Below are 19,898 nucleotides of genomic sequence, written 5' to 3'. Positions count from 1 at the left end.
GCGGTCGTCCGATCAAGCTTTGAAATGCTTATCGGGTTCCAGCTGACCGAAGATCAGCTGCGGTATAATGTAACGCGTTGATACGCGCTTTTTTCAAGGCACGAAGATGACCCTTTTTGAACAATATGCAGCGCATGTCGATCATGCGCTGGACGCACTTGTTGCCAGCAAGACCCTGCCATCGGGCATTGATCGCACTAATGTGACGGTCGAACCGCCACGCGATCCATCGCATGGCGACATATCGACCAACGCCGCGATGGTGCTCGCCAAACCCGCTGGGCTTAATCCGCGCCAATTGGCCGAAGCCTTGTCGGCGGAGTTGGCAAAGGTTTCTGGCGTGACGGCTGTCGAAATCGCGGGACCGGGCTTTCTAAATTTGCGGCTCGACGCATCGGCATGGCTTGATGAACTCCGCTCCATTGCGCATGCTGGCGATGATTATGGGCGGTCGCACCGTGGTGACGGCAAATCGGTCAATATCGAATATGTCTCCGCCAACCCGACGGGGCCAATGCATATGGGGCATTGCCGCGGCGCTGTGGTGGGCGATGCGCTTGCCGCGCTCATGGAGTTCGCAGGCTACCGTGTCGTGCGCGAATATTATATCAACGACGCAGGTGGGCAGGTCGATGTTTTGGCGCGGTCTGCGCATTTGCGGTATCGCGAGGCATTGGGTGAGACCATTGAAATCGCCGAAGGGCTTTACCCCGGCGATTATCTGATTCCAGTCGGTCAGCGGCTGGCCGAGCGTTTTGGCGACCAATATGTCGCCCAGCCAGAGGCAGAATGGCTTGCGCTGTTCCGCAAGGCTGCGGTTGCCGAGATGATGGAGATGATCAAGGCCGACCTTGCCCTGCTTGGCATCCACCACGACCTGTTTTCATCCGAAGCCGAGCTGCATGAAGCGGGCAAGGCGGACATTGCCGAGCGCGAACTGCGCGCGCGTGGCCTTGTCTATGACGGCGAATTGGAAAAGCCAAAGGGCAAGGAAATCGAAGATTGGGAGCCGGTTACGCTCCCGCTGTTCCGATCGACGCAATTTGGTGATGACCAAGACCGGCCGATCAAGAAATCCAACGGCAGCTGGACCTATTTCGGCGCTGACCTTGCCTATCATTTCCAGAAAAGTCAGGGCGTTGACGCCATGATCGACATTTGGGGCGCGGATCATGCGGGTACCGTCAAGCGTATCAAGGCGGCGGTCAACGCGCTGACCGATGGCAAGGTCGATTTCGATATCAAGCTTGTGCAAATGGTGCGCCTGCTGCGCGGCGGTGAGCCCGTGAAAATGTCCAAGCGGTCGGGCAGCTTTGTCACGCTCGCCGATGTGATTGAAGAAGTCGGCAAAGATGTCGTCCGCTTCACGATGCTGACGCGCAAATCCGATGCGCAGATGGACTTTGACTTTGCCAAGGTGGTCGAAGCGTCGAAGGACAATCCGGTATTTTATGTGCAATATGCCCATGCGCGTATCGCCTCGACACTGCGCAAGGCAGAGGGCGAGGGGCTTGGTGTTGACGGATCGGAACTGGCGTTGCTCGGCGACGCTGAAATCGGCCTTATTCGCGAAGCTGCAAACTTCCCGCGCATTGTCGAAGCGTCCGCCAAATCGGGTGAACCGCACCGTATTGCCTTTTACCTCAATGACTTGGCGGCGGCATTCCATGCCTATTGGAACCTGGGCAATGACCAACCGGACAAGCGCTTCATATTGCCCCAGGACCCGGCGTTAACCGGCGCAAGGCTTTTCATGGCGACCAATATCGGGCAAGTTCTGCGCAATGGTTTGCGCCTGATGGGCGTCGAGGCCGCTTACAATATGTAGCAATTGGGGGACCGGCATGAACAACACCAACAATAATGGACTGAATCTCAACGATCCCGATCGTCTGCCCTGGTTGGAAACCGCTGACGGTTACGAATATGATGATCGTGCATCCCCGCTGAGGATCGCGGTGATGTTGCTTGCCGGGCTTGTCTTGCTCGCAGCGATTATTGGCGCGATCTATTGGCTGCAGCGTAACCAGATCGGCGGCGCGAACGGCAACGGCCAACTGATTGCCGCACCCGCAGGCGCCTATAAGGTCAAGCCTCAGGACGCCGGTGGCAAAAGATTTGAAGGTGAGGGCGACTCCGCCTTTGCCGCGAGTGAAGGCACCAAAACTGGCGCGACATTGGTTACCGCCGCGAAAATCGCAGCCGCCGCGCCACCTGCTGCCATGGCATCTGCCCCAGTGGCGGCGCCAGCTACCAATGCTGCACCATCTGCCAGTGCAGTCATGGTGCAGCTCGGCGCGTTCGGCGATTCTGCCAAGGCTGACGCGGCTTGGGCTGCGCTGAACAAACGCTTTGGCTTTTTGGCCGGAATGAACCGCAAAATCGCCGAAACCAATGTCGAAGGTGGCCGCAAGGTTTTCCGGCTTCAGGCGGTGACCGCAAATTCATCCGAAGCGCTGCAATTATGCGCAAAGCTGAAGGTTGCGGGCGAAAACTGCCTGATCGTGCGGTAGCGGCGTTGCGGTTGTAAAGTTTCCATTTGCAACTTATGCCGCCCGCACGCTTCAAGGAGAAGAACATGCCTGCATTATATGACGTCGCCATTCCCGCTTTCATCCGCGGCCTGAAAAACCTGTCCAACATGCTCGAAAAGGGCAGCGCTTTTGCGGCGGAGCAAGGCATGCCCCTGTCCGACCTGCTTGATGCGCGCCTGATCGACGACATGGCACCGCTCACGCGGCAGGTGCAAATGGTGACCGATACGGCAAAGTTCGTCGCTGTGCGCGTTGGCCAAGTGGCAAACACGCCATGGGCTGATGATGAAGCCAGCTTCGCCGATGTGCAGGGCCGCGTGGCCAAGGCGATTGCGTTTCTGGAAGCCGCCTCGGCCGATGGTTTTGAAGGCCGCGAAGACGCGAAAGTCGTGCTCACCACGCCAAGCGGTGACATACCTTTCACGGGCAACACGTATGTCCACGGCTTTGCCATTCCCAATTTCTTCTTCCACCTCAGCATGGCCTATGCGCTGCTGCGGATGAAGGGCGTGCCCGTGGGTAAGCTCGATTTCCTTGGGGCAATCCGTTAATTATACACAGCTTTGGGCCAAAGCGCCGCTGCTCCATGCTTGCCTTGGGGGCACGGCGGCCCTAGCTTGCGCGTCATGAAGCCCGTGATATTTGGCCTTTCGGGCCTGACCCTGACTGATGATGAAAAACGCCTGTTTCGCGATGTCGAACCGGCGGGGTACATCCTGTTCAAACGCAATATTGAGGACCGCGCGCAGGTGCGCGCGCTGACCGACAGCCTGCGGACCTTGCATGGCCGCGATGATGTGCCTGTTCTGATTGATCAGGAAGGCGGCCGCGTTGCGCGGATGCGTCCGCCCGTCTGGCCGGACTTTCCCGCCGGCGGCGCATTTGATGCGCTGTACGATGTGGCACCCATGACCGCGATTGAGGCTGCGCGCTGCAATGCCGAAGCCATTGGGCTGTCGCTCAACGAAGTCGGCATCAACGTCGATTGCTTGCCTGTGCTGGATGTCCGCGTGCCCGAAACGCATTCGGCCATCGGTGACCGCGCGCTGGGCAGCGACCCGATGCGCGTTGCCGCGCTTGGCCGTGCGATCCTCGACGGTCTTGCGAAAGGCGGCGTGATTGGTGTCGTCAAACATATGCCGGGGCAGGGCCGCGCCAGCGTCGATACCCATCACGACCTGCCGCATGTCACCGCCAGCGCGGCGGAGTTGGAACAAGACCTTGCGCCATTTCGCGCGCTTAACAGCGCCGCGATGGGCATGACCGGGCATGTGGTCTATGATGTGTGGGATGATCAGCACACGGCAACCATGTCGCCTTATGTCCTGAATGATATCATCCGTGCAAATATCGGCTTTGACGGCCTGTTGATGAGTGATGATCTCGATATGAACGCGCTTCAGGGGGACGTGGCGACACGCGCGCTGCGCTGTGTTGAGGCGGGATGCGACATCGCGCTCAACTGCTGGGGCCGGTTGGACGAAATGCGTGCGATTGCAGATATGTTGCCTGAAATCACTGCAGCGGCGCGGGCGCGGCTGGACCGCGCGATGGCCTTGCCAGTCCCCGCATTTGATGCCGACCGACTGGCTTATTTGCTCGATAAACGGGATCAGCTGCTCGCGCTTGCGGACACAAGTGCGAAGCTGACCGGCGGAGCAACAGGCGCGGCATGACCGGGCAATTGCTCTTTGATGAAGAGCAAGATGCGCTCCGCACCGAGAGCGTTCCCGAACCCAATGTCCTGACCATCGATATCGACGGATGGGAAGGTCCGCTTGACCTGCTGCTGGCGCTGGCGCGCAATCAAAAGGTCGATTTGCGGCAACTGTCGATCCTTGCCTTGGTCGAACAATATCTGGTCTTCATTGATGAGGCCCGCGCGTTGAAGCTGGAACTGGCGGCGGACTATCTGGTGATGGCGGCGTGGCTCGCCTATCTTAAATCCGCACTGCTACTGCCCAAGGACCCGACGATTGACCCGTCTCCAGAGGAGCTTGCGCTGCGCCTGCAGCTGCGGCTGGAACGGCTGAATGCCATGCGCGAAAGCGGCGCGCGGTTGATGGCGCGGGACCGGCTGGGGCGGGATATCTTTTTGCGCGGCAATCCCGAAGGCTTGCGCGTGGTCAAGGCGCGGGCTTGGGAATGCGATTATTTCGAACTCATCACCGCTTATGGCCAGGTAAAGGCGCGCACGCAGCCGGTGATGCATGTCGTGAAAAAACGGCAAGTCATGACGCTGGAAGAAGCGCTGGAGCGCGTATCCGCGATGATCGGCCGCGCGGTCGATTGGACATCGATTGAGGCGTTTCTGCCCGTCCATGCCGAACCTGCACTGCGCAAATCCGCGCTGGCCTCCAGTTTTGTGGCCGCGCTTGAGCTTGCGAAACGCGGCGCTGTTGATTTGCAGCAAGAGGCGACATTTGCGCCATTGTTGTTAAGGGTGAAAGCATGACGAAAATAAGCGACCCCCATGTTCGCGCGGTCGAGGCGACCTTATTCGCCAGTGATCAGCCCATGACCGTTGAGCAGATTCGCGGCTATGTCGGCGACGACGTCGATATCGCCGATGCGCTGGCGCAGCTGGAGGCGCATTATGCCGGGCGGGGCATCGAATTGGTCCGGCGCGGCAAATCGTGGCATTTCCAGACAGCCGCCGACCTTGCCTATGTTTTGCGCCGCGAACGCGAAGAAAGCCGCAAGCTTAGCCGTGCTGCGGTCGAAACATTGGCGATCATCGCCTATCACGAACCTGTGAGCCGTGCGGAGATTGAGGCCATTCGCGGCGTGCAGATTTCGAAAGGCACGCTGGATGTGTTGATGGAGGCGGGCTGGGTGCGGCCAGCAGGGCGGCGCGATGTGCCCGGCCGCCCATTGATTTACGCCACAACTGCCGGATTTCTGGCGCATTTCGGCCTTATTAGTCGCAAGGATTTGCCGGGAATTGACGATTTGAAAGCCGCCGGACTGCTCGATCCGATCGACACCGCAATGGGCGATATGCATTTTGCGGGCGAAGAAAGTGACAGCGAACTGGAAATTGACGAAAACAACGCCTAGATAGGGTGGGATAGCTGCGCGATCACGGTCGCAATTTTCGGGGCAAACCCCGGTAGGAGTTTGAAATGGGCGGTTTTAGTATCTGGCATTGGCTGATTGTCGGCATTCTGGTTTTGCTCTTGTTCGGCAAGGGCCGTTTTTCCGACATGATGGGCGACGTGGCCAAGGGCATTAAAAGCTTCAAAAAAGGCATGAGCGAAGACGACGACGCGTCAAAGGCTCCCCCACAAATCGGTTCCACGACCGTTGTCGACGCCGAAAAGCAGACCGATAAAACCCAATAATATTGGGGCAGTATCCACACTGACCCTGACACGCCATCCGATAAGCTTGGCGTCGTTACGGCCCGCCGGATTGGCCAATTGAATGTTTGACATCGCGTCTTCCGAACTGTTGCTTGTCGTCCTTGTGGCGTTGCTGGTCATTGGCCCAAAGGATTTGCCAAAGGCGTTGCGCGTTGTTGGCAGATGGGTGGGCAAAGCCCGCGGTGTCGCGGCACATTTCCGTTCCGGATTTGACGAAATGGTGCGTCAGTCAGAGATCGAAGAATTAGAGAAAAAGTGGAAAGCGGAAAACGAACGCATCATGCGCGAACACCCCGCCGATCCACGCGCCGATGTCCTTGGGGATGATCCCGCGCCTGCCGACGCAACGGTTGCTCAGCCCGAATTGCCGATAGATCCGCCCTCTGCAGAAACGGCAGCGAAGGCATGAGCGATATTGATGACAGCAAAATGCCGTTGCTCGATCATTTGATTGAGCTGCGCAGCCGTCTGCTCTGGAGCTTTCTGGCGCTCGCCATCGCCTTTGGCGTCAGCCTATATTTTGCGCGGCCCATTTTCGGCTTTCTGGTGCAGCCATTGCTTGAGTCCGGTCAAAAGACGCTGATTTACACCGCAATCTTTGAAGCGTTTTTTGTCGAGATAAAGGTCGCGTTTTTCGCCGCCAGCTTCTTCTCTTTCCCCGTATTTGCAACGCAGCTGTGGCGGTTTGTCGCGCCGGGATTGTATAATAAGGAAAAGCGGGCGTTTCTGCCATTTTTGCTGGCAACGCCGGTGTTGTTCATCCTTGGCGCGTCGATGGCCTATTATATGGCGATCCCCGTTGCGCTTGAATATCTGTTGGGTTTCGGTGGAAATGTTGGCGGCGTTCAACAACAGGCGCTGCCGGGCGTCGACAATTATCTTAGCTTTGTGATGAAGTTCATTTTCGGCTTTGGCATTTCGTTTCTGTTGCCCGTGCTGCTGATGCTGTTGGAACGCGCAGGGATTGTGACGCTGGAACAGCTTAAGGGCGCACGCCGTTATGCGATTGTCGGCGCATTTGCCATCGCTGCGGTGCTGACGCCGCCCGATGTTGTCTCGCAATTGCTGCTCGCCATTCCTTTGTGCATATTGTTTGAAATGGCGCTCGTCGCCATCTGGTTCACCCGCCGCCGCCGCGCCAAAGCCGAAGCGGCTGAAGAGGCGACACAATAAGTTGCAAAAACAACTTTCCTACAAATAACCATATCGGTTATTCGAGTCGCGTCATGCAGGCGGCGGTCTAGAACGTGGGTCGGGATGACGGGAACGCTGGCGGGGAAACCCGTTGGCACGGTCGGCGCGATAGGGTGCGTGCTTCAGCCTGAAAAAAGGGCCTGTTGCATCAAGCTCTGAACAGCGCAAACATGGTTGGATGTGGCGGGAAACCGTCCTGTCTTTTGCGGACAGCCTTTAGGGGTTTACGAACCTTTCCCCCGATGGACAGCATGCCAGCCAGCAAAGGCGGCCCGGGGGCAATAGCCTGATGGAACAAGCGGGCCTTAATCAACCAACACCATCAGCCGGAAGCACGCACCAGCGCTTCCGCGCCGGCCGTCCCCCTTTTGCACGCAGCATGGCCGCGTTCGGTTTTTGTAGGAAATAATCTTGCCGATGTTGGAAAGATTATCCCTTCCTTAGATGGCGCGGTCGCCCGCTTCGCCGACCGATTCAATATCTTCGCCGACGCCTTTGACCGTGTTGCAGGCCGCAGCCAGCAAGGAAGCCGAAAGCAGGATGATCGTAGCAAATTTGCGCATAACATTCTCCATCATTCGCGTCTGACACTGCAGACTCCCAGATAGAACGTGGCATGCGGCGCTATGTTCCGGTTGCGCGCTTATGGCGGCGCGGTTGGCGTTAAAAGCTGATACGCGCGGATAAACGGAAATCGCGACCGGACAGCGGAACAAAATCTTTCGTGAAAGATGCCGACCGGCGGGCGACAACGTCGAAAATATTGTTCGCAGACGCGATCAGCGCAATGTTGCGGTCGCTGCCAAACGGACGCCATGTCGCGGTCGCATTGACCAAAGTGAAGCCATCGGTCGCGGTTTCGAACGGCGCTGTTTTCGTTTGGGCATCGCTCCATTCGACTTCACCGCGCAGGTCAAGGCGGGTGCCGTTCAGCTCCACGCCGCCCAACACACGCAAAGGCGGGATGCGCGGGACATTGCCTGCACCGCCCGAAATTTTGGCCCGCGTATAATCGGCAACAGCATCAACCTTCAGGTCCACATCGCCAAAGCGCGCGACATTTTGCGATCCCTGAAACTCGACGCCCCAAACCTTGGCATCGTCCTGAAAATATTGGAACACGGGCAGGTCGTCTTCAACGGCGCCTGTTTCCGCTTCGTAAATGAAATTGTCGAACCGGTTGGTGTATAGCGTCAGGTTGAATGCGGTGTCCGCCGTGTCATAACGCGCATACAGCTCGCCATTCCACGCGCGCTCGCTCTTCAGCAACGGGTCGCCGACTTCAAACGCCTGCGTTGCGATATGCGGACCGTTGGAGAATAGCTCCTCGACCGCTGGCGCGCGGCCCGTGCGTGACAGGTTCGCGCCGATCTTCAAATCGCCGACATGGTACCCAACGCCAAAGGCGGCAGAGGCATTGTTGAACGAGCGGTTGATACCCAATATGTCCGCGCGCAGTTCGGCGGTATCAAAACGCAACGCGACTTCGGCGTCGAGATTTCCGGCGGTGAATTCCTGCAACGTGAACAATCCAAATTGCCGGCTCTTATTTGGCGGCACGAATGCTTCTGCACCAATCGCGTCCAGATCGCGGGATTGATATTGCGCGCCGCTTGCGCCGCGCCAGCCACCACGATCATTTTGGATAAATTCAGCGCGGGCCTCAATCCCCTTGCTGTTGAAAATGGTGCCGATCTCGTCACCTTCAAATTCGGTGTGGCTGTAATTGGCATAGCCCGCCCGCAGGCGCAGCTTTTCAAACAGGCCATCGCCCAAATCCACTTCGCCGCGGACATCGAAACGATATTGCCGCATGCCAATGGTAACCGGCGCTTCCTCTTCGCCGCCATCGGCATGTGCGTGCCCACTGCCGGGGCGGGCAGGGATGCCGTAATTGGTGTCATAAATGCTGTAGGACAGGCCCAAATTGCCGCCATCGTCGATGAAGGCGATGCCGCCCGCTGCGGTCCAGCTTTTCACCGCGCTGTTGGGAATGCGGCCGCTTTGGCCCGCTAGTTCAAGTGCTTCGGCCGCCTCTTCGAGATTGCCTTCGCTGGTTTCTTCCGCCGCGAAATCCAGCACCTCGGCGCGCAAGCTAGGCGCAAGGATATAGCCGCCGGTGCGCAGATCGTCGCTGTTGCGATAGCTACCATCCAGATGGACGACGACCCGGTCCGTCACCGGCACATCAACCGATGCCCCGCCGGACCAATCGTGCGCCGCGCTGCCATAGCCAGCAAGCGCATCGACATGGACGGCTTCCTTGGGAACCGCACGCGGAATGCGCTTGTCGAGCGCGTTGACCGCGCCGCCAACGGCTTGGCCACCAAATAAAAGGACCGCAGGACCGCGGAGCACTTCGATACGCTCAATGGTTAGCGTATCGATGGTGACCGCATGGTCGGCAGAGGTGTTGGACGCATCAATATTGCCAATGCCGTCGGTGAGCACGGCGACGCGGTTGCCCTGATATCCGCGCAGCACCGGCCGCGATGCGCCGGGTGAAAAGCTGGTGGCCGATACGCCGGGCAGGCTGGAAAGAATGTCGCCCAATTGCGCGCGGGTTTTCTCGGCCAATAGGTCCCCGGACACCGCCGACGTTCCGGACAGAATATCGAGCCGCTCAACATAAGGCGCGGTGACAACGATTTCTTCGGTGCCGTGAAAATCATCTGTCTGCGGCGCGGCTGCCGAAGCGCCGGTGCTGCCGGTCTGCTGCGCATAAGCGGGTGCAGATAGCGCAACCGACAATGCTGTCATGCTGGCGGCGAAAACGTGAAAGCGGGCGATTTTCATGAGATTGGTGTGATCCTGTCATGCATTTGGCGACTGTGGGACGATCCGTATAGAATATGATATAATATATCAATACCTAATTCCCATTCGGCGGCGCGGGCGATGTCATGGGGTCTTAATGGCGCGCCGAAGACTGCCCTTTACGCGACACCGGGTTGCGGATGGCCAACAACGCGACTAACTATCTCGGCTATGAACATGCTGACTTCGACATTGGATTTAATTGGCAACACACCGCTGGTCCGCCTGAAAGGGCCAAGCGAGGCGGCAGGTTGCGATATCTTTGGCAAATGCGAATTTGCCAATCCCGGCGCGTCGGTAAAAGATCGCGCGGCATTATACATTGTGCGCGATGCCGAACGGCAGGGGCTGTTGCAGCCCGGCGGCACGATTGTGGAAGGGACGGCGGGTAATACCGGTATCGGCCTTGCGCTGGTGGCTAATGCGCTGGGGTACAAAACGATCATCGTCATGCCCGAAACGCAAAGCCAAGAGAAAAAAGACACGTTGCGCGCGCTTGGCGCCGAGCTCGTGCTTGTTCCTGCTGCGCCTTATTCCAACCCCGGGCATTTCGTGCACACCTCGCGCCGCTTGGCCGAAGAAACCGACAATGCGGTGTGGGCGAACCAGTTTGATAACATCGCCAACCGCCGCGCGCATATCGAAACCACGGCCGAAGAAATCTGGGCGCAAATGGAGGGCAGGGTCGATGGCTTCACCTGTGCCGCAGGGACGGGCGGCACCATCGCTGGGGTAGGACTTGGCCTGAAGGCGAAGGATGAAAATGTCACCATCGCGCTGACGGATCCGCATGGTGCATCATTGTATAATTATTATGCCAATGGTGAATTAAGCGCCGAAGGCACGTCGGTTGCCGAGGGCATTGGTCAGGGACGCATCACCGCCAATCTGGATGGCGCGCCAATTGATACGCAGTTCCGCATATCGGACGAAGAGGGCATGATATGGGTCCGGCGTTTGTTGGCGGAGGAGGGGCTTTGCCTTGGCTTGTCGTCAGGCATTAACGTCGCCGGTGCGGTCGCCTTGGGCAAACAGCTTGGCCCAAAAGCGCGTATCGCAACGATATTGTGCGACACGGGTTTCCGTTATCTGTCGACGATTTACAATCCGGAATGGATGCGCAGCAAAAATCTTGACCCCATGCCTTGGCAAATGGACAGCGCGGCGCAATAACGCGCACGACGGTTTACAGGAGATCGCAGGTGATTGAGCAAAAGCAATCCGCAATTCAGCGTATTCAGGTCGGCGTCGTTGGCTTGGTCGTCGTGCTCCTGTTCGTAACCTTGGCGACGATGGTCTTGGATCGTGTCAGCGACAGTCCGCAGACGCCGGGAACAATGGACGCGACGCCGATTACCGAAATGAAGAAACAAACCCCGGATGAGCCACTGGCTGAACTGGGCGTGACCCCTGTGGCCAAGGATGAAAGCGCCACGAAGCCGATGAGCGCCACACCACCGCGCGGCCGGCCGCAGTAACCATTATGATGAACTTGCGTGCGCGTTTCGGCGGCAAAAGGCGCCCGCTTTTGCTGCTGCTCGCCGTTACGCTGGTGCTCATGTCGTCGTTGCTGGCTTATGCCTTTACCCGGCCTGCGCCCGATGGCCCGAAACCCATATTGGGGTTGATGACCACGTTGCCGCTGCAATGGAGCGAGGGCGGCGTTGAAGCGGACCTTGCCGACGATGCCAAGCCGCACCCTGCGTTCGCGCGGCTCAGCGAAAGCTATGATGTTCAGCCGCTCGATGATGTGCGCGACCTTGCAGAGCGGCGCATGCTGTTGTTGGCGCAGCCGCGGGCATTTAGCCCGGCCGAGCTTGTCCAACTGGATAGCTGGGTGCGCAAGGGCGGGCGTATTTTGATCCTCGCCGATCCTGCGCTGCAGTGGGGAAGCCTCTATCCATTGGGCGATAAGCGCAGGCCGTTGTTCACATCGATGCTATCCCCCTTATTTGCGCATTGGAGCCTTGAGCTTGTGCTGCCCCTTGCCGATGCGGAACCGATGGCAATTCGCAAGATTGGCAAGCTGAGCATCCGCACGCAAACACCCGGCGAGTGGCTAAAAATCAACCGCGACGGTTCAGCGCGATGTGCGTTAGCGGAAGGCGGCCTTTTGGCGGATTGCAAGATTGGCAAAGGCCGCGCTTTGCTCGTTGCCGACGCCGATTTGCTCGATACGGCCTATTGGGAAGGGCGGGGCATGCGCGTGCTGACCGGCGGCGATGAATTCGGCAATTTGACTTGGGTGGAATCATTGCTGGCGCGCTTGCACGAAAGCGATTCCATATCCGGGGATTTTGTGGGACATTCGGGGTAGAAATGGGCTTGGCACCGGAAATCTGCGGAAAATCCATGCTTCACACCCATATCTGCCCAAGGTTTCATGTTCATTTCGCACATTATTTTTATATGAGGAAAAAAATTATATAATGTTTTCAGTATATTAATATTTACCACCCTAATTTTCCCATAAAATCCCTCTTTTCATCCATAAAATCCCTTGCTATGCAGTGTCATCCAAGGGGTGGATAACTGATAATATCGGTCGTTACGGCGTCCGCATGGCAAAGGGCTTTGCCATGATTGTCGTTCTGCGCCCTTTTTATAGGGGTGTTTTGGACGGTGTCAGCGTTGGTGGTCTATGCAGGTTCGGGGGTGTCGGGTGTCGACGCCAAGGGCCGCACGACTATACCCGCCGAAATCCGCGACAGCGTATTGCAATCCAGCGGCAGCAACAGCGTGTGCATTTCGCGCCACAGCAGCCTTCCTTGCCTCATCGGTTTTGGCAGTGCCGAACGCCTCAAGCTGCGCGCAGACATTGAGGCGCAATGGCAAAGCGCCGTTAACCGCGGCACAGACTTTGACCGCGAACTGGCTGGCGTTTCGGCATCTTCCATCTTTGAAACCGCTTTTGAAGCCAGCGGCCGTTTCGTGCTGTCACCGATGCTCAAGCATTTTGGTCGCATTGACGACCGTGCATTTTTCTTCGGTGCGACCACGCATTTCATGCTTTGGAACCCTGACGTTTTTCTGAAGGAAGCGCCAGCCGCGTTCAACCCCGTTAAGGACGAGCTGAACTATTGGCTGTCCCAAGGCAAGCGCGACAAATGAGCGCGCCGGCCCCCCATATTCCAGTCTTACTGGATGAAGTGATTCACTCTCTTGCCATCACCCCTGGCGATGAGATCGTGGATGGTACCTTTGGTGCAGGCGGATACAGCCAAGCGATACTGGCTGGCGGTGCGCGCGTTTACGCGTTCGACCGCGATCCTGATGCACTATCAGAAGGTGCGGACCTTGCAGGCCGCAGTGGGGGCGCTTTGCGTCTTTACCCGGCCTGCTTTTCTATCATGGACGACGTGCTGATGGCCGACGACATAATGTCGGTCGATGGCGTTGTTCTCGACATCGGCGTGTCGTCGATGCAACTCGACCGCGCAGAGCGTGGCTTTTCGTTTCAAAAAGACGGTCCGCTCGATATGCGTATGGCGCAGGACGGCATGTCCGCCGCTGACTTTGTCAACGAAGCCGACGAAGCCGATATTGCCGACATCATCTATCGTTATGGTGAAGAGCACCGCTCACGGCGCATCGCCCGTTCGATCGTTGCGGCACGGCCCATCGAAACTACCGCGCAACTCGCGGCCATCGTTCGTAAAGCCGTCGGTCACAAGCCCGGCGCGCCAAAAGATCCCGCCACTCGGGCTTTTCAGGCGATCCGCATTCATGTGAACCGCGAGCTCGACGAATTGACCGACGGATTGGAAGCTGCCGAGCGTATGCTTAAGCCCGGCGGTCGTCTTGCTGTTGTGACGTTCCACAGCCTTGAAGATCGCATCGTGAAGCAGTTCCTGCGTCGCCGCAGTGGCGCAGAGAGCGCTGGTTCACGTCATGTGCCAATGGTCGGCAGCGCCGGACCGCAACCTACCTTTGAAAAGGCGGATAAAGCTATTCGCCCTTCAGAAGCCGAACTTACCCGCAACCCAAGGTCGCGTTCCGCCACCTTGCGATCCGCAACCCGCACACACGCACCCGCATGGGCAACAGGAGGACTGGCAGCATGAGTCTCGCCATGCAACGACTTAGAAACCTAGGCTGGCTTGCGCTGGTGTTTATGGTTGCGATCCTGCTCTATCCGCTGTCGCTGAACGTTGCGGCGATGCACAGTAATCTTGTCGCGGTTGACCGTGAAATTATGGACACGAAGCGGGAAATCAGCTTCCTTCAGGCGGAAATCCGCACGCGTGCCAGCCTGCAGCAGTTGGAAGAGTGGAACGAGCTTTTGTACGGTTATCAGCCCCCTGCGGCGGACCAATTTGTCAATGGCGAAGCTGCGCTTGCCAGCCTGACTGGTGATCTTCCTGAGACCAAGCCCGTCATGATGGCTGCTGCCACTGTCCCGGCGCCGCAAGTTGTTGCCGAGCCTGCGGTAGTGAAGGAAGCTGTTGCCGAAACGCCAAAGCAAGCAGCGCCAAAGGCCGCTGCCACGAAGGCTGTCGCCACTAAGGCCGCCGCCACGAAACTTGCGGCCAACGACGTTAAAATCTTCGCCACCCCGGTAAAGCGTGCTGCGGCGAAAGTAGAGGCTCCGAAAGTAGAGCAGAGCCGCACCGAGCGTTTGGCGCGGATGGATGAAAAGCTTTTGTCGGACGACCTTTTGCGCGATATTTCGGCAAAAGCTGCTAACGAACGCCGCCGTTAATGACGCCGCAAACGGCCCGCACCACGACCCGGAAAAGCGGCGTCGGTACGCCTCCGTTTGCAGCGCACGGTTTTTGGCGGCTGCTGGTTTTACTCGCCGCTTTTGGCATGTTCGTCGTCTTGCTCATCGGGCGCTTGGCGACGCTCGCCTTATTTGAAAGCTCGCGGGCTTATGGCGCAACCAGCACGGAATATGTGCCCGAACGCGGCGATATCGTTGATCGCAACGGCGTTCCGTTGGCGCGCAGCATCTATGGCTATGCCATTTGGGTGAAGCCTGCTGACCTGCTGGGCGACCGTAAGCAATTGGCCAACCAGCTTGCCGCCATCTTCCCCGATACACCGGCTGCAGAATTTTATGCCAAATTGACTGCTGACAAACCCGGCTATCTGCGCAAGCGCGCGCTGCCCGAGCAAGTCAAGCAGGTGCACGACCTTGGCGAGATTGCCATAGAATTCCCGCGTGAGGCAACGCGTCTGTACCCGCAGCATGACATGGCGGCGCACGTCCTCGGTTTCGTAAACCGCGATGGCCGCGGTGCGATGGGGATGGAGCGGGTCATGAACGATTATCTGCGCGATCCTTCGAAGCGCTCGACCCCGCTGAATTTGGCTTTGGATGTCCGCGTGCAGGCCGCGCTTGAAAGCGAGCTTGCTTCGGGCATGACCGCAACGAACGCAAAAGGTGCAGCTGGCGTCATATTGGATGTCACGACGGGTGAGGTGCTCGCCATGGCAACATTGCCGTCGTTCAACCCCAACCGGCCGTCGTTCGCAAATATTCCGGACCTTGGACAGCCGATTGTCGATGGCCGCTACCCGATTTCGCGGCAAACGAACAACGTCACGAACCGCGTGTATGAACTCGGCTCCACCTTCAAACCGCTGACCGTGGCCGCTGCGTTGGACGCAGGCACAGTGCGCGATCTTTCGGTTCGGTATGACGCGACCAAGCCGCTTCAATTCGGCAGGTTTAAAATCCGGGATTCGCATCCGTCGAACCGCTGGATGAATACGCCAGATGCGTTGATTCACAGTTCGAATATTGTAACTGCACAAATTTCTGACCAATTGGGTGCTGCCCGTATGGATGCGATGTTGCGCACTATGCACTTTAATGCGCGTCCCGACATCGAATTGGCAGAGAAGGCCATGCCGCTCTATCCCAAATCATGGGATCGCCTGACCAATATGACCGTTGGTTTCGGACATGGTATCGCCGTTACCCCCATGCATTTGGCCAGCGCATATGCAGCGATGGTCAATGGCGGCATTTACCGGCCGGCCACGATGTTCAAGACGAAATCGGATGCCAAAATCCCCGGCAAGCGCGTCTTTACCGCGGCTACCAGTGCTCGGATGCGGCAGCTTATGCGGATGATCGTCGTCGACGGCACGGGCAACAAAGCCGACGCCTTGGGCTATCGCGTCGGTGGCAAGACAGGATCGGCCGAAAAGCCGGGCGTTGGCGGTTATAACCGTACGCTGGTTGTTTCGACCTTTGCGGCGGCTTTCCCGATGGATAACCCGCGTTATGTTGTGCTTGTGATGCTGGATGAGCCAAAGGGCACGGAAGCATCAAGCTTTCAGCGGACGGCAGGCTATACCGCAGCGCCGGTGGTGCGGAAGACGATTACACGCATCGGTCCGTTGATGGGAATTATCCCTGACATGAAACGCGATGTTGATGTATCGGAATTGATGCCTTTATTGTGGAAGGCGAAGGGAGAGCAATAGTGAAGCTCGGGCAATTGGTAAGCGATGCCGATCCGGCATTTGCCGACAGAACAGTGACCGGCTTTGCCATCGACCATCGGAAGATTGCGCCCGGAACAGTTTTTGGTGCCTTTCAGGGCGCCAGTTTCAACGGCGAAGATTTCATCGATGCCGCGATTGCCGCGGGTGCGGTGGCTATCGTCGCGCGTCCGGAGGCAACAGTCGTTGGCGCATTGCATATCGCCGATACGGAGCCACGCCGCGCTTTTGCGCAATTGGCCGCCAATTATTTCCGTCCCTTTCCCGGGCAGATTGCCGCGGTCACGGGTACAAATGGCAAGACATCGACCGCTGAACTCACCCGGCAGCTGTGGCGCATGGCGGGGCACAATGCGGCGTCGATCGGCACCTTGGGCATTACAACGGCGTCGGATCAAACAACGACGGGACTGACAACGCCCGATATTGTGACCTTTCTTGCGAACATGTCCGGTCTGGCCCGCGAAGGCGTAAGCCATGCGATATTTGAAGCGTCCAGCCACGGTCTGTCGCAATATCGCAGCGAAGGCGTTCGGGTTTCGGTCGCCGCATTCACGAATTTGAGCCGCGATCATCTCGATTATCATGGCACGATGGAACGCTATTTCGACGCAAAGATGCGTTTGTTCGACGAGGTGGTCGATGAAAATGGCTGCGCCGTCATCTGGGCAGATGATGTCTGGTCGGACCAAGTCATTGCACGGGCGCGCAAGCGCGACTTGCGGATGATTACCGTCGGCGAAAAGGGCAAGGGCGTGCAACTGCTCTCGCGCGAAGCCACGCAGCTTGGCCAGACGCTTGAGCTGCGGATTCAGGGTGACGTGTACAAAGTGAAACTGCCGTTGATTGGTGCGTATCAAGCCGCCAACGCGCTTGTCGCCGCGGGCATTGTGATGGCAAGTGGCGGCGACGTGGAAAGCCTGCTGTCACATCTCGCGCGGTTGCAGCCCGTCCGTGGCCGACTGGAGCGCGCCGTCATCACCAAAAGCGGCGCACCCGTCTATGTCGATTATGCCCACACACCCGACGGCCTGCGCGCGGCAATCGCGGCATTGCGTCCGCATACAAAGGGCAAGCTGATCACGGTATTTGGTGCAGGTGGTGACCGCGATACGGGCAAGCGTCCGGAAATGGGTGCGGTTGCGGTTGCCGATTCCGACATTGTGATTGTGACCGACGATAATCCACGCAGCGAAGATCCATCGCTTATCCGTGCGGATATCATGGCGGGCGCGCCCGGCGCACATGAAATTGGCGACCGGCGCTATGCTATTGCCTTTGCCATCGAACATGCCGAACCCGATGATATCGTCCTGATCGCGGGCAAGGGGCACGAACAAGGACAAATCATCATGGGCCGTGTTTTGCCGTTTGACGATGTCGAAGTAGCCCGGGAATGTGCAGCATGACGCCCTTGTGGACTTTTGAAGAATTGCTGGCCGCAACCGGAGGAACGGCTGCGGGACATTTTGATGTCCATGGTGTCGCGTTCGACTCCCGCGAAATCGGGGCGGGGGATTTGTTCTTTGCGCTAAAGGGTGCCGAAACGGACGGGCATTTGTTCGTTGAAAAAGCATTTGCCAATGGTGCCGCTGGCGCGATTGTGTCGCAGCCCGTGCCTTTCCCGCATATTCTGGTCAGCGACACGATGCAGGCGCTCGAGGCACTTGGCCATGCGTCACGCGCACGGACCAAGGCCAAGATTATCGGCGTGACGGGTTCTGCGGGTAAAACGGGGACCAAAGAGGCGCTTTATGCTGCGCTGGACCGCTATTCACGCGGGCGTGCGCACCGGTCGGTCAAAAGCTATAACAACCATGTCGGCGTTCCGCTCAGCCTTGCGCGCATGCCCGCAGACTGCGATTTCGGTATTTTCGAAATGGGCATGAACCATGCCGGTGAAATGCGGGCGCTCAGCAAGATTGTGCGACCCGAAGTCGCGATTATCACCACCATTGCCCCGGCGCATATCGAATTTTTCAAGGATGAGAGCGGCATTGCAGATGCCAAGGCGGAGATATTTGAAGGCTTGGCCGACGGCGGCACGGCCATCCTGCCCGCCGATAATCGCCATTATCCGCGGCTTCGTGCGGCGGCCGAAAAATATGCCGGCAACCTCATCTCCTTTGGCTTTAGCGCGGATGCCGATGTCCGTGTGGTTGACCATATGCCTGCAGAATGCGGCACGCTGATCACGGCGAAAGTGTGCGAGAATATGCTGTCCTTCACGCTGTCGCAGCCCGGCGAACATTGGATTGCCAACAGCATGGCGGTGTTGGCCGCGGTTAGCGCAGCAGGCGGCGATCTGGCTTCGGCAGGCCTTGCCATGGCGGAAATGGGCGGCCTTGCCGGGCGCGGTGCGCGCCATAGCATTCGCATTGGCGATGGCACCGGCCACCTTATTGACGAAAGCTACAACGCCAACCCTGCATCGATGCTGGCGACGATTGGCCAGTTGGGCCAAGCATCCGGTGGCCGCCGGATTGCTGTTTTGGGTTCGATGAAGGAACTTGGGGCAAAAAGTGCGCAATATCACAGCGCACTCGCCGCACCCTTGGCCGCCGCAAAGGTGGATTTTGCATTGCTCGTCGGTCAGGAGATGGAAATTCTCGCCCAAGAGTTGAACGCAGGGGTTGAGGGGCCAGCCAATTTCGCGCATTGCGCGACCGCGCAGGAGGCATTGGCCCTTCTGCAAAATTATCTTTGCGCATCAGACACGATATTGGTCAAAGGTTCCAATAGTATGGGACTTTCCTCCATCGTCAGCGCGCTGACGGGTGGGAAAAACTAATGCTGTATATATTGGCCGAATATCTTGGTTTCCCGGGTCTGTTAAACCTTATCCGCTATCTCAGTTTCCGTTCGGGCGCAGCCGTTGCCACCGCGCTGATTATCGGCCTCATGATCGGCCCGCGCTTCATCAGCATGCTGCGTGTCCGTCAGGGCAAAGGCCAGCCCATTCGCAGCGATGGTCCGCAATCCCACCTCGCCAAGGTCGGTACGCCGACCATGGGCGGCCTGATGATATTGGTGTCAGTCGGCGTTTCGATGTTGCTGTGGATGGACCTGACCAATGTGTATGTTTGGGCATGTCTGCTGGTCACCGTAGGCTTTGGTACCGTCGGGTTCCTTGATGATTATGACAAGGTCAAAAAGCGCAGTCACAAGGGCGTTTCGGGCAGGGTCCGGCTGCTTATGGAGTTTGCGATTGCGGGCGTTGCGGTATCGCTGATTGTCTCGCAATCAGGCGGCATGTTGTATTTGCCCTTCGTCAATGGCCCTGTTGTTGATCTGGGTTGGTGGTATGTGCCGTTTGGCGCGTTTGTCATTGTCTCCTTTGGCAATGCAGTGAACTTAACCGATGGCCTTGACGGCTTGGCCACTATGCCCGTGATTATCGCGTCAGTCGCGTTCATGATCATCGTCTACATGGTGGGTAACGCCAAATATGCGGACTATTTGGGCATTCCCTTTTACTTGGGCGCTGGCGATCTTGCGATGTTGTGCGGCGCAATTGTAGGCGCTGGTTTGG

At 57.9% G+C, this 19,898-nt stretch carries 21 protein-coding genes; 19 read left to right on the top strand and 2 right to left on the bottom strand.

Annotated features, from left to right (window positions below):
• Positions 1 to 106: 106 nt before the first annotated feature.
• The 9 genes from argS (at position 107) to tatC (ending at position 7,072) form a co-directional block, all read left to right on the top strand.
• On the top strand, positions 107 to 1,828 hold the full coding sequence (gene argS / locus ACILQA_RS03880; RefSeq protein WP_395628503.1) for an arginine--tRNA ligase: 1,722 nt from the start codon (positions 107 to 109) through the stop codon (positions 1,826 to 1,828).
• 16 nt (positions 1,829 to 1,844) lie between these two features.
• Positions 1,845 to 2,513 (top strand): SPOR domain-containing protein, encoded by a 669-nt coding sequence (locus ACILQA_RS03875; protein WP_395628502.1) that lies wholly within the window; start codon positions 1,845 to 1,847, stop codon positions 2,511 to 2,513.
• 65 nt (positions 2,514 to 2,578) lie between these two features.
• On the top strand, positions 2,579 to 3,085 hold the full coding sequence (locus tag ACILQA_RS03870; protein ID WP_395628501.1) for a DUF1993 domain-containing protein: 507 nt from the start codon (positions 2,579 to 2,581) through the stop codon (positions 3,083 to 3,085).
• 75 nt (positions 3,086 to 3,160) lie between these two features.
• Positions 3,161 to 4,210: a beta-N-acetylhexosaminidase gene (gene nagZ, locus ACILQA_RS03865; RefSeq protein ID WP_395628500.1), complete on the top strand. Its 1,050-nt coding sequence runs from the start codon at positions 3,161 to 3,163 to the stop codon at positions 4,208 to 4,210.
• The gene (locus ACILQA_RS03860; protein ID WP_395628499.1) at positions 4,207 to 4,989 is read left to right on the top strand and encodes a segregation and condensation protein A; all 783 of its coding nucleotides are present in this window, start codon (positions 4,207 to 4,209) and stop codon (positions 4,987 to 4,989) included. The genes nagZ and ACILQA_RS03860 overlap by 4 nt, the downstream gene beginning before the upstream one ends.
• Complete coding sequence (gene scpB / locus ACILQA_RS03855) at positions 4,986 to 5,594, top strand: SMC-Scp complex subunit ScpB (protein ID WP_395628498.1); 609 nt, start codon at positions 4,986 to 4,988, stop codon at positions 5,592 to 5,594. Before ACILQA_RS03860 ends, scpB begins: the two co-directional genes overlap by 4 nt.
• 65 nt (positions 5,595 to 5,659) lie before the next feature.
• Positions 5,660 to 5,878 carry a twin-arginine translocase TatA/TatE family subunit gene (locus ACILQA_RS03850; protein ID WP_395628497.1) on the top strand — a complete coding sequence of 73 codons (219 nt, stop codon included), beginning with the start codon at positions 5,660 to 5,662 and terminating at the stop codon, positions 5,876 to 5,878.
• Between the two features lie 82 nt (positions 5,879 to 5,960).
• Positions 5,961 to 6,308 carry a Sec-independent protein translocase protein TatB gene (gene tatB, locus ACILQA_RS03845; RefSeq protein ID WP_395628496.1) on the top strand — a complete coding sequence of 116 codons (348 nt, stop codon included), beginning with the start codon at positions 5,961 to 5,963 and terminating at the stop codon, positions 6,306 to 6,308.
• Positions 6,305 to 7,072 (top strand): twin-arginine translocase subunit TatC, encoded by a 768-nt coding sequence (gene tatC, locus ACILQA_RS03840; RefSeq protein WP_395628495.1) that lies wholly within the window; start codon positions 6,305 to 6,307, stop codon positions 7,070 to 7,072. The genes tatB and tatC overlap by 4 nt, the downstream gene beginning before the upstream one ends.
• A 461-nt stretch (positions 7,073 to 7,533) precedes the next feature.
• Here the strand turns inward: tatC and ACILQA_RS03835 are convergent, their stop codons facing one another.
• Together ACILQA_RS03835 and ACILQA_RS03830 are read right to left on the bottom strand one after the other, a co-directional pair.
• Positions 7,534 to 7,656 carry an entericidin A/B family lipoprotein gene (locus ACILQA_RS03835; protein ID WP_395628494.1) on the bottom strand — a complete coding sequence of 41 codons (123 nt, stop codon included), beginning with the start codon at positions 7,654 to 7,656 and terminating at the stop codon, positions 7,534 to 7,536.
• A gap of 100 nt (positions 7,657 to 7,756) precedes the next feature.
• Entirely contained in the window at positions 7,757 to 9,853 is a 2,097-nt protein-coding gene (locus ACILQA_RS03830) for a TonB-dependent receptor (protein WP_395628493.1), read from the bottom strand.
• 228 nt (positions 9,854 to 10,081) lie between these two features.
• Between ACILQA_RS03830 and ACILQA_RS03825 the strand changes: the two genes are divergently transcribed.
• The 10 genes from ACILQA_RS03825 to mraY all read left to right on the top strand — a co-directional run.
• Positions 10,082 to 11,083 carry a cysteine synthase A gene (locus tag ACILQA_RS03825; protein ID WP_395628492.1) on the top strand — a complete coding sequence of 334 codons (1,002 nt, stop codon included), beginning with the start codon at positions 10,082 to 10,084 and terminating at the stop codon, positions 11,081 to 11,083.
• A gap of 29 nt (positions 11,084 to 11,112) precedes the next feature.
• On the top strand, positions 11,113 to 11,388 hold the full coding sequence (locus tag ACILQA_RS03820) for a hypothetical protein (RefSeq protein ID WP_395628491.1): 276 nt from the start codon (positions 11,113 to 11,115) through the stop codon (positions 11,386 to 11,388).
• Positions 11,389 to 11,393: 5 nt separating this feature from the next.
• The gene (locus ACILQA_RS03815; RefSeq protein WP_395628490.1) at positions 11,394 to 12,227 is read left to right on the top strand and encodes a hypothetical protein; all 834 of its coding nucleotides are present in this window, start codon (positions 11,394 to 11,396) and stop codon (positions 12,225 to 12,227) included.
• Positions 12,228 to 12,532: 305 nt separating this feature from the next.
• Positions 12,533 to 13,021, top strand: coding sequence for a division/cell wall cluster transcriptional repressor MraZ (locus ACILQA_RS03810; protein ID WP_183941288.1), 489 nt, complete (start codon positions 12,533 to 12,535; stop codon positions 13,019 to 13,021).
• The gene (rsmH, locus tag ACILQA_RS03805) at positions 13,018 to 13,974 is read left to right on the top strand and encodes a 16S rRNA (cytosine(1402)-N(4))-methyltransferase RsmH (protein ID WP_395628489.1); all 957 of its coding nucleotides are present in this window, start codon (positions 13,018 to 13,020) and stop codon (positions 13,972 to 13,974) included. The genes ACILQA_RS03810 and rsmH overlap by 4 nt, the downstream gene beginning before the upstream one ends.
• Before the next feature lie 8 nt (positions 13,975 to 13,982).
• Positions 13,983 to 14,612, top strand: a complete 630-nt coding sequence (locus ACILQA_RS03800; RefSeq protein WP_395628488.1) for a hypothetical protein — start codon at positions 13,983 to 13,985, stop codon at positions 14,610 to 14,612.
• Entirely contained in the window at positions 14,612 to 16,348 is a 1,737-nt protein-coding gene (locus ACILQA_RS03795; protein ID WP_395628487.1) for a peptidoglycan D,D-transpeptidase FtsI family protein, read from the top strand. Before ACILQA_RS03800 ends, ACILQA_RS03795 begins: the two co-directional genes overlap by 1 nt.
• Positions 16,348 to 17,775 carry a UDP-N-acetylmuramoyl-L-alanyl-D-glutamate--2,6-diaminopimelate ligase gene (locus ACILQA_RS03790; protein WP_395628486.1) on the top strand — a complete coding sequence of 476 codons (1,428 nt, stop codon included), beginning with the start codon at positions 16,348 to 16,350 and terminating at the stop codon, positions 17,773 to 17,775. Before ACILQA_RS03795 ends, ACILQA_RS03790 begins: the two co-directional genes overlap by 1 nt.
• On the top strand, positions 17,772 to 19,157 hold the full coding sequence (gene murF, locus ACILQA_RS03785; protein WP_395628485.1) for a UDP-N-acetylmuramoyl-tripeptide--D-alanyl-D-alanine ligase: 1,386 nt from the start codon (positions 17,772 to 17,774) through the stop codon (positions 19,155 to 19,157). Before ACILQA_RS03790 ends, murF begins: the two co-directional genes overlap by 4 nt.
• A partial coding sequence (gene mraY, locus ACILQA_RS03780) for a phospho-N-acetylmuramoyl-pentapeptide-transferase (protein ID WP_395628484.1) occupies positions 19,157 to 19,898 on the top strand: 742 nt, incomplete at its 3' end. The genes murF and mraY, both read left to right, overlap by 1 nt.

This window comes from Sphingorhabdus sp. (genome assembly GCF_044239005.1).
GTDB lineage: Bacteria > Pseudomonadota > Alphaproteobacteria > Sphingomonadales > Sphingomonadaceae > Sphingorhabdus_B.
Note: the sequence above shows the minus strand (reverse complement) of the source record. Positions and strands in the feature narration are given on the sequence as shown.